General features: G+C 68.8%; 10 protein-coding genes. 2 read left to right on the top strand and 8 right to left on the bottom strand.

Annotation, left to right across the window (positions count from 1 at the left end; translation table 11 throughout):
• Positions 1 to 56: 56 nt before the first annotated feature.
• Both ACWGKS_RS15940 and ACWGKS_RS15935 read right to left on the bottom strand, forming a co-directional pair.
• Positions 57 to 1799 carry an ABC transporter ATP-binding protein gene (locus tag ACWGKS_RS15940; RefSeq protein ID WP_358508449.1) on the bottom strand — a complete coding sequence of 581 codons (1743 nt, stop codon included), beginning with the start codon at positions 1797 to 1799 and terminating at the stop codon, positions 57 to 59.
• Positions 1796 to 3634, bottom strand: a complete 1839-nt coding sequence (locus ACWGKS_RS15935) for an ABC transporter ATP-binding protein (RefSeq protein ID WP_452522997.1) — start codon at positions 3632 to 3634, stop codon at positions 1796 to 1798. Before ACWGKS_RS15935 ends, ACWGKS_RS15940 begins: the two co-directional genes overlap by 4 nt.
• 293 nt (positions 3635 to 3927) lie before the next feature.
• Here ACWGKS_RS15935 and ACWGKS_RS15930 point away from each other — a divergent pair, with 293 nt between their 5' ends.
• Together ACWGKS_RS15930 and ACWGKS_RS15925 are read left to right on the top strand one after the other, a co-directional pair.
• The gene (locus ACWGKS_RS15930; protein WP_358508445.1) at positions 3928 to 5493 is read left to right on the top strand and encodes an ABC transporter substrate-binding protein; all 1566 of its coding nucleotides are present in this window, start codon (positions 3928 to 3930) and stop codon (positions 5491 to 5493) included.
• A 132-nt stretch (positions 5494 to 5625) separates the two neighbouring features.
• Positions 5626 to 7599 carry a M3 family metallopeptidase gene (locus ACWGKS_RS15925; protein WP_452456146.1) on the top strand — a complete coding sequence of 658 codons (1974 nt, stop codon included), beginning with the start codon at positions 5626 to 5628 and terminating at the stop codon, positions 7597 to 7599.
• A gap of 41 nt (positions 7600 to 7640) precedes the next feature.
• Here the strand turns inward: ACWGKS_RS15925 and nshR are convergent, their stop codons facing one another.
• From nshR to ACWGKS_RS15895, 6 genes are all read right to left on the bottom strand, one after another.
• The gene (gene nshR, locus ACWGKS_RS15920; RefSeq protein WP_358515996.1) at positions 7641 to 8462 is read right to left on the bottom strand and encodes an NshR/TsnR family 23S rRNA methyltransferase; all 822 of its coding nucleotides are present in this window, start codon (positions 8460 to 8462) and stop codon (positions 7641 to 7643) included.
• A gap of 111 nt (positions 8463 to 8573) precedes the next feature.
• Positions 8574 to 9725 carry a glycerol dehydrogenase gene (locus ACWGKS_RS15915; protein ID WP_358515993.1) on the bottom strand — a complete coding sequence of 384 codons (1152 nt, stop codon included), beginning with the start codon at positions 9723 to 9725 and terminating at the stop codon, positions 8574 to 8576.
• A 99-nt stretch (positions 9726 to 9824) separates the two neighbouring features.
• Positions 9825 to 10685, bottom strand: a complete 861-nt coding sequence (locus ACWGKS_RS15910) for a CPBP family intramembrane glutamic endopeptidase (protein ID WP_358515989.1) — start codon at positions 10683 to 10685, stop codon at positions 9825 to 9827.
• A gap of 129 nt (positions 10686 to 10814) precedes the next feature.
• Entirely contained in the window at positions 10815 to 11492 is a 678-nt protein-coding gene (locus ACWGKS_RS15905; RefSeq protein ID WP_358515987.1) for a response regulator transcription factor, read from the bottom strand.
• Entirely contained in the window at positions 11489 to 12664 is a 1176-nt protein-coding gene (locus tag ACWGKS_RS15900; RefSeq protein WP_358515984.1) for a sensor histidine kinase, read from the bottom strand. Before ACWGKS_RS15900 ends, ACWGKS_RS15905 begins: the two co-directional genes overlap by 4 nt.
• Before the next feature lie 123 nt (positions 12665 to 12787).
• On the bottom strand, positions 12788 to 14485 hold the full coding sequence (locus ACWGKS_RS15895; protein WP_358515981.1) for an SLC13 family permease: 1698 nt from the start codon (positions 14483 to 14485) through the stop codon (positions 12788 to 12790).
• Between the last annotated feature and the right edge of the window lie 138 nt (positions 14486 to 14623).

Here is a 14623-nt window from a genome sequence, read left to right as displayed (position 1 = left end):
TACCCGCCGCTCGGGCCGGGAAGCGACGTCCGGCCCGAGCACGCGTCCTCGAATCCTCAGTCCGTGCCGTGCCAGGATGACCACAGGGACGCGTACGCACCACCGGCGGCGATGAGTTCGTCGTGCGGCCCGATCTCGGTGATCCGACCGTCCTCCACCACCGCCACCCGGTCCGCGTCGTGCGCCGTGTGCAGCCGGTGCGCGATCGCGATCACCGTCCGGCCCTCCAACACCGCCGCCAGGGACCGTTCGGCCGCTCGCGCCGTCCGCGGATCCAACAGTGAGGTGGCCTCGTCGAGCACCACCGTGTGCGGGTCGAGCAGCACCACCCGGGCCAGCGCCACCTGTTGGGCCCTGGCCGGGTCCAGGTCCGCGCCACCCGAGCCCACCGGGGTGTCCAACCCCTCGGGCAGCTCCCGGACCCAGTCGGCGTCCACCGCGTCCAACGCCGCGAGCAGCCGGGTGTCATCGGCGTCCGGGGCGGCGATCGCGACGTTCTCCCGCAACGAACCCGTGAACACGTGGTGCTCCTGGTCGACCAGGACGACGCGTTCGCGCAGCACTCCGGGGGAGAGGTCGCCGACGGGCACCCCGCCGACCAGTACCCGGCCCGAACCGGGCACGTCCGCGCCGGACAACAGCCGTCCGATGGTGGTCTTGCCCGCCCCGGAAGGACCCACCACCGCGATCCGCTCACCGGGGCGGATCTCCAGGTCGATGCCGCGCAGTACGTCGTGGCCCGGCACGTAGGCGTAGTGCACGTCCACCAGTTCGATCCCGTCGCCCTCGGGCTCGGGGCCGGGCCCGGTGGACTCCTCCGGTAGCCGCTGGACACCGCGCAGCCGGGCGAAGGACGCCGTGGCCCGCTGAATCTCCTCGACCCACTGGGTCAACCGGATCATCGGGTTCACCGCCTGCTCGATGTAGAGCAGGCACGTCACCAGGGCGCCCAGTTCGATCCCGCCGTCGAGGTAGACCAGACCGCCCACCAACAGGGCGATGGCGCTCGGCATCATGAAGCCGCTCTCGGTGACGGGGAACAGGACCGTGCGCAGACGCAGGGTGCCGCGTCGCGCCCGGTACAGCAGCCCCACGTCCCGTTCGGTCACCTCGATCCGATCCCGCTGAACGCCCAGGCCCTCCACCGTGCGCCCGCCCTCGGCGGTGGCGGACACGTTCTCCAAGGTCCCGGACAGCGCCGCGCCCTCCGCCAGGTACGCCCGCCGGGATCGTCGCAGGTACCAGCGGATCACCGGGATCACCAGCGGGATCGAGATCACGAGGCACGCCCCCAGCAGCGGGCTGATCCAGAGGATCGCGCCGAACAGCACCACGAGCTGGAACACGTACAGCGCGATGTCGGGGAGGGCACCGCGCAGTGTCTGCCCCACCGTCGCCACGTCCGCCGAGGCCCGGGTGGTGAGGTCGCCGGTGCCGGAGCGTTCCACCACCCGTGTGGGCAGCGCCAACGTCCGCCCGACGAAGTCCTCGCGCAGTCGCCGTAGGACGTGTTCGCCGAACCGATAGGTGGAGCGACGCGCGTACCGGGTGAGAACGAGTTGTGCGCAGGCCGCCACCACCACACCGGCGGCCATGAGGTCCACGACGTCCAGGGTGGCGGTGCCGTCCTCCACCATGTCGATGATCAGCCCCAGCAGGTAGGGGCCGACCAACCCCGCGGCGCCCGCGAGCAGGGTCAGGACCACCAACCGGGTGACCCGTCCACGTTCGACGCGCAGCAGTTCGGCGGTGTCGCGGCGTACCTGGGTCCGGTCGGCGACCGGGAGCCGTTCGCTCATGCCCCGGCCTCCTCGTTCCCCTCGTGGGCCCGGTGCTTCTCGATCTCCCCGGCCTCCTCGTCCGTGTCGTGTCCCGAGGGGTCCTCCTCGTCGGCACCGCGCAGAACCAGGGCCCGGTAGTCGCTCCTGCTCTGGGCCAGCTCCCCGTGCGTGCCGACGGCGACCACCTCCCCGTCCAGGAGAAGGACGACGCGGTCCGCCCGATCGAGCAGCAGCGGTGAGCTTCCCACGACCACGGTGGTGCGCCCGGAGCGTGCCTCGTGGAGACGTCCGGCGATCGTCGCCTCGGTGTGCGAGTCCACCGCCGAGGTGGGCTCCACCAGCACCAGGACCTCGGTGTCGGCGAGCAGGGCACGGGCGAGCCGGATCCGCTGGCGCTGCCCTCCTGAGAGGTTGCGTCCCTGGGGTTCCACCCATGAGTCCAGGTCGTTCGGCATCGCGTCGACGACGTCGTCGGCGGCGGCCACGTGCAGTGCCTCGCGCAGTTCCGAGTCGGCGTGGCCGCCGTGCGGATCCAGGACCTCGCGCAGTGGACCCGCGAACAGGTAGGCACCGTTGTCGCTGAGCAGTAGGCGTTCGCGGACCTCGGTGAGCTCCACGTCGCGCAACGGGACCTCGCCCCAGAGGACCTCCGAGTCGATGTAGCGGCACAACCGGTCCGCGACGGCGGCCGCCTCCTTCGGGGACGCGGAGACCAGGGCCGTGGTCGTGCCGGGCACGACCCTCACCCCGGAGTCCGGATCCTCCAGACCGGACCCGGGCACGGGCCCCGGTCGATCCACCCCGCTTCCGGCCAGCGGCGGCTCCAGTTCGAGGACCCGTAGCACCCGTCGGACCGAGACCAACCCCTGGGTGACCCCACTGGCGCCCTCGATCAGGAAGAACACCGGCACGATGAGGATGGCCACGTACGCGTAGACCGCCACGGTCTCGCCCACGGTGATCTGCCCGGCGACCGTCAACCGGGCAGCCACCCAGGTCACCACGCCCAGGAACACCACGGGCAGACAGGCGCTCACCGCGTGGAACCAGCTGGTGGTCTCGCTGACCCGATACCCCTGATGGAGCAGGGCCCCGGACCGCTCTTCGTAGCGGCGGGCGAAGTGCTCCTTGCCGCCGATGCCGCACAGCACTCGAAGCCCGGACACGATGTCGGCGGCCAGCGCGGTGGTGGCGCCCTGGTGTTCGCGATAGGTCCGCTGACGTCCCTGCAACCGACCGAGGAGGGGCCCGACCACCAACGCCAGCACCGGGACACCCAACACCACGATCGCGGCCAACGGCGGCGACATGGTGAAGAGCAGGATCGTGACCCCCGCGTACCCGAGGACCGCTCCGACCCCGGGTCCGGTCATGGTGAGGATGTGCGCGATGAGGAGCACGTCCGAGGCCTGGACGGTGGACAGCTCCCCTGAGGTGACCCTCCGGGCCAGGGAGGAGCCCAGTACGGTCGAGTGCCGGGTCACCACGCGCATTGTTCGGTGCGCGGCGTCCATCCGCACCATCGACATGGTGCGGTGCCGCAGGATCGACAGGGTCGCGTTGAGGACGGTCACCACCACCAGGACCGCCACCCACAGGACGAGGGCACCGGGATCCCGAGCCCTCAAACCGTCGTCGATGGCGCGGGCCAGCAGGTACGGCGGGACCAACAGGGCGCCCATCCACAGGGTTCCGTAGAGGGCTCCGCGCAGCACCCGCCAGGGCTGACAGGAGATGAGCCACCACACGAAGCGTGCCGAACCGCGAAGGTCGGGTGCACCGGTGGGAGGAAGGGCGGAACGGGGGAGGGGCAGGCTTCCCCAAGGGCCGGGGACGTTCGTCGTCTGGGCCAATCGGTCCTCCTGGAGGGGCCTGTGGGCCTTCATCGAATCAGAGGCCGGGCCCGGGCCGTACCCCAGGGTGGGAGACGTCCGAGAGAGACGTGAGGGGGACCCGCACTTCGAGTACGAGGTCTCCGTTCCCCCTCTCGTCCCCGATTCGAATGGTGATTCCGGTGATTTCGGCGCCGAGCTGAGACGAATTCGTATAACGCCTGCGTCACGAATGGCCGAGATACTCATATATCGACTGAGAACGCGCATTATAAGTCGTTGGCGAGCCGCCGAACAGGATGAGGTGACCACAGATGGCCGACCCGGCCGACGAAGGCGGCGGGAACAGGAGGAGGATCCTGCTGCTGGGCGGTGCGGCGGCGTTGGTCCTCGTCGTCGTGGCGACCGCCCTCATGGTGGGAGACCGTTTCACCTGCGGAGGCCCGGGCAGCGGCGTTCGGCAGATCCAGGGCGAGTGCGTCGGTATCACGGACGGCTCCTTCGAATTCGCCGACGAGTTCGAGCATGTCTCCGGGCTCATTCGGGCCGAGAACGAACGCGTCGACGCCCTCGCCGACGGGCAGCCCATCGTCCGCGTCGCCTTCCTGGGCACCCTCAGCTTCGAGGAGGTCGGCCCGATGGACCCGACCCGGATGCGCGGAGCCCTGGAGGGCGCCTACACCGCGCAGATCCGCGCCAACGACACCCGCGCCTACGGTGACCCCACCCCCCAGATCCAGCTGGTCCTGGCGAACATGGGCGGGCGGCAGGGGTCTTGGGAGCCGGTCGTGGAGGACCTGGTCGCCATGGCGCAGGACGAGGAGCGCCCCCTCGTCGCCGTCACCGGTCTGGGGGTCAGCATCGAGTCGACCAAGAGCGTCGCGGAGGAACTCCACCGGTACGACATCCCCATGGTCTCCTCCGCGGTCACCGCCGACGGGCTCGCGCACGGACCGGAGGGCATCGACGACGCCGGCGACGAAGAGAACCCCGCCTTGCCCGGGGTGATCCGGGTGGCGCCCAGCAACAACGAGTACGTCAAGGCGCTGGGGACCTACCTGGAAGGTCTCGACGAACCCGCCCGCGCCGTCATCGTGCACGACCAGACCGAACCCGACCTGTTCGTCTCCACCCTCAAGAGCGCCTATGACGAACACCTGAGCGCGTACACCGAGGGGCGCTCCGTCCAGACCTACAGGGGCACCACCGTCGGTGACACCCCGCCCGCGGGTCTGTTCTCCGACGTGTCCGGCAACGTGTGCGCGACCGACGCCGACACCATCCTCTTCGCCGGACGCGCACCCGACCTGGACGCGTTCCTGGACAGCCTCAGGTACAGCGTCTGCGATCGCGAGATGCGGGTCCTCTTCGTCTCCACCGGGATGAGCATGCTCAACCAGGAGGAGGAGATGCGGATCGTCGAGGAACAGGACATCACGCTCGTTTACGCCACCGGCCTCGACCCGCGCTGGAACGACGCGCCCGCCGGTTCCCCGGGCGTTCCGGAGGGTTACCCGGCCTTCCGCGACGCCTACCGGGAACACTTCGGCGAGCACGACACCGACCTCGAACGGCTCGCCAACGGCTACGCGCTCGTCAACCACGACGCCGTGGCGGTGGCCGCCGCGGCCATCCGGATGACCAACGAGCAGGGCAACGAGCCGGTGGCACCGAGGGCCGAGGCCGTCCGGGACCGGCTCATGCTGCTCAACACCCGCAACAGCCAGGTCACGGCGGGTGGTGGCACGCTCAGCTACAGCCCCGAGAGCGCGGGCGATGCCATCGGACGGTACGTTCCGATCGTCGAGCTGCCGTTCGACGCCGACGCCGAACCGAAGCCGGAACCGCACGTCATCGCCGGAGGGGAGAGCGCGCCCTGAGCCACCGTTCGTGGCGGCGTCATCCCTCCTGAGCGGAGAGTAAGCGTGTGACACGTGGCGGGACGCGCGATAGAACAGCACGGACGTCCCCGATGCCGTGATCCGGCGCCGACGAACGAGGAGCACGTTCCCTTGACCGACAACCCGTTCCTGTCACCCAGCACACTGCCCTACGGGCTCCCGGACTTCGCGAGGATCCGCGAAGAGCACTACCGGCCCGCCTTCGACCAGGGCGTGGCCGAGCACCTCGCCGAGGTCGCGGCGATCGTCGCCGACCCCGCCGAACCCACCTTCGAGAACACCATCGCCGCCCTGGAACGCTCCGGGCGCACGTTGCGGCGGGTCGAGACCGTCCTGCACACCCTCGCAGGTTCGGACGCGACCGACGCCATCCAGGAACTCGAAGCCGAACTCGCCCCCAGGGCCACCCAGCACCAGGACGCCATCCTGCTCGACCGCGGGCTCTGGGAGCGCATCAAGCGGGTCACCACCACCGATCCGGAGGAATCCCGGCTACTGGAGCGGTACCGGCTCGACTTCGTCCAGGCCGGCGCCGACCTGGACGACGCCGAACAGGAGCGGATGCGCGAACTCAACACCGAGATCTCCGAGCTCGGCACGGAGTTCGCCCGTGACCTGGTCCGGGCCTCCACCGAGTCCGCCCTGGTCACCCGGGACGTCTCCGACCTCGACGGGCTCGACGAGGCCTGGCTCCAAGCCATCGAGAACGATGGCGAGTACGTGCTGCCGCTGCTCAACACCACCGTTCAGCCGGCCCTGGCCCGGCTGCACGACCGCGCCACTCGCGAGAAGCTCTACAAGCTCAGCGTGGAGCGTGCCCCGGAGAACCTGGAGATCGCCAAGCGCGTCGCGACGATCCGCGCCGAGCAGGCCAGACTGCGCGGCTACCCCGACCACGCCGCCTACAAGGTCGCGGACCAGACCGCCAAGACCGTCGACGCGGTCGAGGAGCGTCTCGGTCAGCTGGTGGGGCCGGCACGGCGCAACGTCGAACGTGAGGCCGCCGCGCTGGCCGAGCACGCCGGTCACGACATCGAGCCGTGGGACTGGCCGTACTACGCCGAGCAGGTCCGCAAGGCCCGCTACGACTTCGACGAGAACGCCCTGCGCCCCTATTTCGAGCTGGGCCGGGTGATCGAGGACGGGGTCCTGTACGCGGCCACGCGCCTGTACGGCGTCACCTTCACCGAACGCTCCGACCTGCGCGGATACCACTCCGACATGCGGGTGTGGGAGGTCTTCGACGGTGACGGTGACGGTGACGCGCTGGGTCTCTTCCTGTTCGACCCCTACGCCAGGCCGACCAAGCGCGGTGGCGCGTGGATGCACAACCTCGTCGAGCAGTCCTACCTGATGGACGAGCGGCCCGTGGTGGTGAACAACCTCAACATCACCAAGCCGGTGTCGGGGCCGACCCTGCTCACCTTCGACGAGGTGGAGACCGCCTTCCACGAGTTCGGCCACGCCCTGCACGGACTGCTGTCGGCGGTTCGCTACCCGCGGGTGGAGGGCACGAGCGTTCCGCGCGACTTCGTGGAGTTCCCGTCCCAGGTCAACGAGATGTGGGCGACCTGGCCGGAGATCCTCGCCAACTACGCCAAGCACCATGAGACCGGCGAGCCCGTCCCGACCGAACTGGTGGAGCGGCTCAGCGCGGCGGAGAAGTTCAACCAGGGCTTCTCCACCTTCGAGTACCTGGCCGCCGCGTTGCTGGACTGGTCCTGGCACCGCATCGAGCCCGGGACGACCGTGGACGACGCCCTGGCCTTCGAGAACGAGGCGCTGGAGAAGGTGGGTGCCCTGCACCCGCTGGTCCACCCCCGCTATCGGACCTCGTACTTCATGCACGTGTTCTCCAACGACTACAGCGCCGGCTACTACTCCTACGTGTGGAGTGAGGTGCTGGACGCCGAGAGCGTGGAGTGGTTCAAGGCCAACGGCGGACTGCTCCGGGAGAACGGCGACCGTTTCCGGCGCAAGGTGTTGGCCGTGGGCGGCAGCGTCGACCCGATGGAGGCCGTGACCGAGTTCCTGGGCCGTGAGCCCGGTATGGAGCCGCTGCTGGCCCGCAAGGGCCTGAAGTAGACGGTAGGGGGCCGCTCCGATCTCGGAGCGGCCCCCTACGCTCAGCGGCGGTCGGCCCTGTGGGCCGCGAAGTTCGGACCGGTCCGCTCATGCAGCACGATGCCGACCGACACCGACACGTTGAGGGACTCGGTGGAGGTGAGCATCGGGATGGAGATGGAAGCGGAGGCCGCCTCCTCGAACATCTCCGAAGCGCCGCCCTTCTCACCGCCGAACAGCAGCGCGAGCCGATCCGGGTTGTCCCCGAGGGACTTGAGCGGAACCTCGCCGTCGGCGTCGAGCACCACCATCGGGACACCCTCCTTGCGGACGAAGTCGATGGTCTCCTCGCGAGTGGCCAGGACCACCGGCAGGGAGAAGATGTAACCGCGGCTGGAACGGATCAGTCGTCGGTCGGCGACGCTGGTGAGGTCGCTGTCGACGAGCACGATCCCGGAAGCGCCCAAGGCCAGCGCCGAACGCGTGATGGCACCGATGTTGCCGACGATCTTCACCCCGTCGAGCACGATGACGTCCCCGCCGCGCTTGGCGAGATCGCTGAACCGCGACGGCCGCGGCACCCGCGCGATACCGAAGGTCTTGGGCTTGCGTTCGCCCTTGAAGACCTGGTTGACGACCGAGGTGGCGAACAACCGGACCGGGATGTTCCGCTCCCGGCACAGGTCCATCAGCTCCTCGGGCGGCGGCTGGGTCTCGATCCCGTAGATCTCGGCGAACTCCACACCGGCCTTGAGGCACTGGACGAGGGGCTCGGGGTCCTCGATCAGGGTCGTCTTGATGTTGGCCCTGGAACTCTTGGTGACATCGAGGATCCTTCGGACCGCCGGATCGGAGGCGCTTTCGATGATTTCCAAGTTGTCCATGGGCCCGTTTCTCGTGTGCGGTGTCTAGGTCGGAGGGCAAAGGTCCAGTCTGCCATGGTTCCCCGCGCCGCCCCTCCGACCCGTCCCCTTCCGTCCCGCACCCTCGTCGACTCAACCCTTCTCGGGCGACCGCGGCTCTCCCAGCCCCGCGCGTTCACGGACCCGTCGGCCGACCCCCTCCACCGCACGGAGCGCGTCCCGCACGTCCCGGTGCGATGGGGTGAAGGGCAACCTGTGGATGGTCTCCTCCGGAGCCATGGCGGCCTCCACCACCCGGTCCAACACCGAATCGTCGGCGTCGCCCAAGCCCGCCTCGGTGAGTGTGGTGGGAAGCCCCACCCGTGCGGTGAACTCCGCGAACTCCTCCACCTCGGCGGTGGCGGCACCCTCCAACAACAGCTGGGTGAGGGAGCCGATGTTCACCTTCTCCCCGTGCGCCAGGTGATGGGTCTCGTCGACCGCGGTGAGGCCGTCGTGCACCGCGTGCGCGGCCGCGAGCCCCCCGGATTCGAAGCCCAGTCCGGACAGGAGCGTGGTCGCCTCGACGACCGCTTCGACGTCGGGGGTCACCAGGTTCCGGTCCACGGCGTCCAACGCGGGCAGCGCGGATTCCCACAGGATGTCCCAGGACAACCGGGCCAAGGTGGTCCCGGCCCGGGTGGGGCGACCCTCCACCATGTTGGCCGCGTCGGTACCCCGAAGGGCACGGGCCTCGATCCAGGTGGCCAACGCGTCCCCGACACCTGCTGCGAGGAACTTCGTGGGAGCTTGCGCCACGAGTTGGGTGTCGACCACCACCAGAGCCGGGTTGCGGCCATAGAACCGGTAGGACTCGAAGGAGCCCTCCTCGGTGTAGACCACGGACAGGGCCGAGGTGGGGGCGTCGGTGGAGGCCACCGTCGCCGCGCTCACCCACGGGACACCCGCGTTGTCACCGGCTGCCTTGGCCGCGTCGATCGCGGCGCCGCCACCGAGGCCGATGACGACGTCGTGGCCGCCCTTCCCGATGACCTCGGCCACTCGTTCCGACTCCGCCCGGGTGGGTGTCCCCCCGAACCGTTCGAAGGTGAGCGGCACCTTCGCCCGAGCGAAGGTACGTTCCAGGATCTCGCCGGTCAGACCACGCACCACGTCGTCGGTCAGGACCAAGGGTCTCTTTCCCAGCGCGCCCACCAGGGAACCGAGTTCCTCCAACGCGCCCCGCCCCTGGACGTAACGGCTCGGTGAGGCGAAGACGCGCAACGACGGAATGTGTTCGGACATGGTTTCCCCCTTCGAAAGCGGTGCTCTCCTCTGCCCTGGCCGCGATCCCGATGACTCAAACGTTCCGTGTCCCAGGCGGCGCCGCCTCGGATCCGACGCTCAGACCCGGCTCGCGCGCCGGGGCACGATGTGGCCCTTGCGGTGGGCCACGCGCAGCAGGTACACCGTGATCGCGCCGCAGAACAGCACCGCGAAGACACTGCCCTCGGGGCCGAAGGCGCCCCCGCTGATCATGGTGAGACCGCTCGTCTCCCCCGCCAACAGCCCGGCGAAGGCGTCCTCACTGCCGGAGACGGCGGTGCCGAAGACCCCGGCCTGCGCCGTGTTCCAGCCGAGGTGCAGGCCGATCGGCAGCCACAGGGAACGCGTGGCCGCGTAGGCGGCGCCGAGCATGAGACCGGCCTCCAGGGCGATGGCCAGTGCGCCCCACAGGGTCGCGTTCGGGTTGACCAGGTGCAGCCCGCCGAAGAGCACGGAGCTGATGGCGAGTGCCCCCCAGGTCCCGGTGGCCTCCTCCACGACTCGGAAGATCACCCCGCGGAACAGCAACTCCTCCGCGACCGCGACCGCGCACATCAGTCCGCACACGGCGAGGAACGCCTCGAACGACCCCCAACCGGTGATCCGGTAGCCCCCGAAGACGGCGATGGCCACGATGGTCGCGGTGAACACGCCGATCCCGGCCGCCGTCCCCCACCCAAGGCCGTGGGCCGCGCCCTCACGGGAGAGTTCCAGCGGCTCCCTCCCCTCGACCCGGCGGATCACGATCCGGTAGGCCCACAGACCGAGGACCGCCATCGCGATGCCGAGGGGCAGGGCCCACACCGACGTGCCCGCCGCGCCCGTCACGGTCGGGAGGAGTGCGGCCAGGGCGCCGACCAGGAGCAGGACGAGTACCAGACGCGAGGCCGTTCGCAGGAACCTGCGAGGGGTGGACACGGGTGCGGTGTCATGAGACATGTCGGGATCACTTCCAAGAACGTGGGGCGCGGGGGCGCTTTGACCTGTCCCCAACGCTAGGGAAGGGGGCCCGACGACCACATCACCCGCGCGAGCGCGCTTCGGTAGCTCTCCAGGGGGATTCGGCCCTCAGCCCTGCCGCACCAGTCCCGAGCGGTAGGCGAACACGACGGCCTGGACCCGGTCGCGCAGTCGAAGTTTGGTGAGGATCCGCGACACGTGGGTCTTGACGGTCTCATGCGCGATCGTCATCCGCTCGGCGATCTCCCCGTTGGACAGTCCCTCCGCCATGAGGAGCAGCACCTCGTTCTCGCGCTCGGTGAGCGGATCGTGGCGCACCACGGGAGGGGCGGGATCGGCGGGGCGGATCCGCAGGGCGTATTCGCCGATGAGCCGCCGGGTCACCGAGGGCGCCAGTAGGGCCTCGCCCTTCGCGACCGTGCGCACGCCCGCGATCAACTCGGGCAACGGGGCGCCCTTCAGAAGAAACCCGCTCGCGCCGGCCCGCAGCGCCTCGTAGACGTATTCGTCCAGGTTGAAGGTCGTCACCATCAGAACCCGTACCGGGTGGGGGTCCGGCGGCTCCGCCAGAGCGGTGGTCACCTCGATACCGCTCATGTGGGGCATGTGGATGTCCATCACCGCCACGTCGGGCCGTAGGTCCCGGATGACGCTCATCGCCTCGGCTCCATCGCGGGCCTGCCCCACCACGACCATGTCCGGTTGGGCGTCGAGCACCGCGGCGTACCCGGCGCGCACCACTTCGTCGTCCTCGCAGACCACGACGCGGATGGATGAACCGTTCACGACTTCCCCCTGGGAACGCTGGCGTGCACCGTGAAGCCCCCGTCGTCGGAGGGACCCGCGCGCAGCTCCCCGCCGACGGCGCCCACCCTCTCGCGCAGGCCGGTCAAGCCGCGGCCGCCGCCGAGGCGGGGTCGGGACGATCCGGTCCCCTCGGTCGGGGACGCGCCGCCCTCGGTGGTGATCCGGGCGCCGACCGCCTCGCCCCCGTGGTCGATGCGGACGACGACGTGCCTGTCGGGCGCGTGCTTGAGCGCGTTCGTGACGGACTCCTGGACGACGCGGTACAGGGCTTCCTCCTCCTGGGGCCGCATCGGGCGGGGATCGCCGTCCTCGACCAGGTCCACGTTCTGCCCCGCCCTGCGGGAGCGCTCGATGAGGCCGGCGAGTTCGCCGAGCGAGGGCCCGGACGGGTCCTCGCTCGCGTCCAGGACGCCGAGCAGGTGCCGGAGATCGTCCAAGGCGCGCCGCCCCGACTCCCCGATACCGACCAGGGCGGTCCCCACCCGGTCGGATGGCCCGAGCAGGTAGCCCGCCGTATCGGCCTGGACCACCATCGAGGTGACGTGGTGGGTGACGACGTCGTGCAGGTCGCGGGCGATACGGGCCCGTTCGGCGGCAGCGGCGTCGGCCTCCATCCGGCGGCGGCGCTCCTCGGCGTCCAAGGCCCGGGCGCGCACCCACCCGCCGAGGGCGCAGCACGCGGCCAGGACGAGACCGAAGGCGAAGTAGTCGGCCACGGTGGCACGTGAGCCCGCGAGGTACAGGGAGTGACAGAGGAGCGCGTAGGCGGCGACCGCTCCCACGACCACCGGCACGGGGCGGCGCGGCGGGAGTGTGCCGACGGTGTACAGGGCCACGATCAGCGCGAGGGAGGCGAAGGCGGTGGGGTAGCGCAGCAGCTGGAAGGCGGTGAACGCGGCGGCGACCACGACCAGGCAGGCGACGGGGAACCGGCGCCGGAGGGCGAGGGGCGCGGTCTGGGCGGCGATGAGGGCCAGGCCCAGGGCGTCCAAGGACCGGTCGTCCGGCAGCTCCGCCAGGTCGACTCCCTGGTGGGCGATTCCGGGTACGAAGGACAGGGCCACGAGGGCCGTGGGGAGTAGGGCGTCGATGACTCTCACTCTTCGCACGGGGCGGAGCACCCGTTCCCTCCACGCCGTCGTCTCGGACACCCGAGCAGACTATCCCGCACCGCCGCGGGGTCGGACGGAAGGCGTCGCACGAGTGGCCGCGGCCCAGGGATCCCTCGACCGCACCACGTAGGAATCGGCCGACCTCACCCCGGTGCGAACCGGTCACTGGAATCCGGGAGGAATGGTCATGAGGTCGACCCCCCAGAACAGCGGCAGCATGTTGAGCACCCCCGCGATGATGAGGATCAGGGCGATAATATTCAGCCAGAAACCGGTTTTGACCATTTCGATGATCGTCACCTTTCCGGTGCCGAACATGATCGCGTTCGGAGGGGTGCCCACCGGAAGCATGAATGCGCAGTTCGCGGCCATCGCGCAGGGGACCATCAACGCGTACGGGTGGATGTTCAGTGAAACGGCGAAAGCCGCCATGACCGGAAGAATCATCGTTGCCGTCGCAGCGTTCGAGGTGATCTCCGTCAGGAAGAGCACGAGCGCGGTCGCGATGATGATGACCAGGATGACGTTGACCCCGTCGAGCATGCGCAGTTGCTCGCCGATCCATGAGGAGAGTCCGGTCTCGACGAACCCCGCGGCGATAGCCAGTCCGCCACCGAACAACAAGAGGATTCCCCAGGGGATCTTCTTCGAGTCCTCCCACTGGAGGATCCTCTGCTCTCCCTTGCTACGAGTCGGCAACGTGAACAGGATCACCGTTGCGACGATCGCGATGACACCGTCGCTGATTCCCGGAAGAAGATCCTCCCAGATGAATGATCGGGTCACCCACATGAAGGCGGCGCCGAGGAAAACGACGAGTACGGCCTTTTCCTCGGTGGACATTCTACCGAGGGATCTCTTCTCTCCTCGGATGATTTCTTTGCCACCGGGAAGGTGCTTGAACCTGACCTTGAGTGCGATACCTGTCAGGTAGAACCACGCGAAGGCAAGGAGGATGACGACGATCGGAAGCCCGAACACCATCCATCCACCGAACGAGATGCTCTCACCGAAGAGCTCCCCGACGGTCGCCGCAAGAATAGCGAGCGGTGGTGTACCGATGAGCGTACCGAGGCCGCCGATGGTGGCCGCGTAGCCGATGCCGAACACCATGGACTTCTCGAACTTCGGCAGGTCTTCGGCGAATTCTCCACCCCGCAGGGAACGGGCGGCCTGATATACCACCGCCATTCCGACGGGGATCATCATCATGGTGGCGGCCGTGTTGGATACCCACATCGACAGGAAACCTGCCGCGACCATGAAGCCGAGGATGATACGACGCGGACTCGTGCCGATCACCGAGACGATCGAGAGCGCGATACGTTGATGAAGATTCCATTTCTCCATCGCGATCGCGATGGAGAAACCTCCGAGGAACAGGAAGATGATGTCGTTGCCGTACGCCGCGACCACGGAATCACCGTCCAACGCACCGCTCAGCGGCAGGAGCGCGACCGGAAGCAAGGAGGTGACCGGAATGGGTATCGCCTCTGTGATCCACCAGGTCGCGACCCACAGAGTGGTGGCGAGGACCGCCCTCCCCTCCGGCGAGAGCCCCGCGGGTTCGAAGAACACGAGTGTCGCCACGAACAGCAATGGACCGAGTAGCAGGCCGATGAGGCGTGCGGGCGTGTAGCCGGGGCCGGGGCCACCGGACTCTCCATCCGCTTCCGTAGTCGATTCCGAGATCTCGGTACCGCCATGGGTCTCAGCGGGACCGTCGCCGTCGTTCGCGCCGGCCGCCACCAGATTCGCGCGTGGTGACTTCCTGCGATACGAGAAGGTCAGGAGCTCCTTGATCTGTCGGTGTGATACCCACAGGTTTCCCCATATGGAATGCAGATAAGTGTTTGCCATTTCATGCCTTCTTGGTCTTTTGCGCGGCTCGGCTTGCTGGGGGAAAGCGACTCTGGTGGCATCAGATTCGACGCCGGCCATGAAGGTAAATGGGTTCGTATATAATTCGCAAGGGGGAAGAGCCCATTTTATTGTGGA

Source organism: Nocardiopsis sp. NPDC055879 (assembly GCF_053615935.1).
This window is presented reverse-complemented; position numbering and strand designations above follow the sequence as displayed.

Bases quoted from the DNA above. Each gene is read 5' to 3' on its own strand.
- ACWGKS_RS15940 (WP_358508449.1), bottom strand. From the start codon at position 1,799: ATGAGCGAACGGCTCCCGGTCGCCGACCGGACCCAGGTACGCCGCGAC.
- ACWGKS_RS15930 (WP_358508445.1), top strand. From the start codon at position 3,928: ATGGCCGACCCGGCCGACGAAGGCGGCGGGAACAGGAGGAGGATCCTG.
- nshR (WP_358515996.1), bottom strand. From the start codon at position 8,462: ATGGACAACTTGGAAATCATCGAAAGCGCCTCCGATCCGGCGGTCCGA.
- ACWGKS_RS15915 (WP_358515993.1), bottom strand. From the start codon at position 9,725: ATGTCCGAACACATTCCGTCGTTGCGCGTCTTCGCCTCACCGAGCCGT.
- ACWGKS_RS15910 (WP_358515989.1), bottom strand. From the start codon at position 10,685: ATGTCTCATGACACCGCACCCGTGTCCACCCCTCGCAGGTTCCTGCGA.
- ACWGKS_RS15895 (WP_358515981.1), bottom strand. From the start codon at position 14,485: ATGGCAAACACTTATCTGCATTCCATATGGGGAAACCTGTGGGTATCA.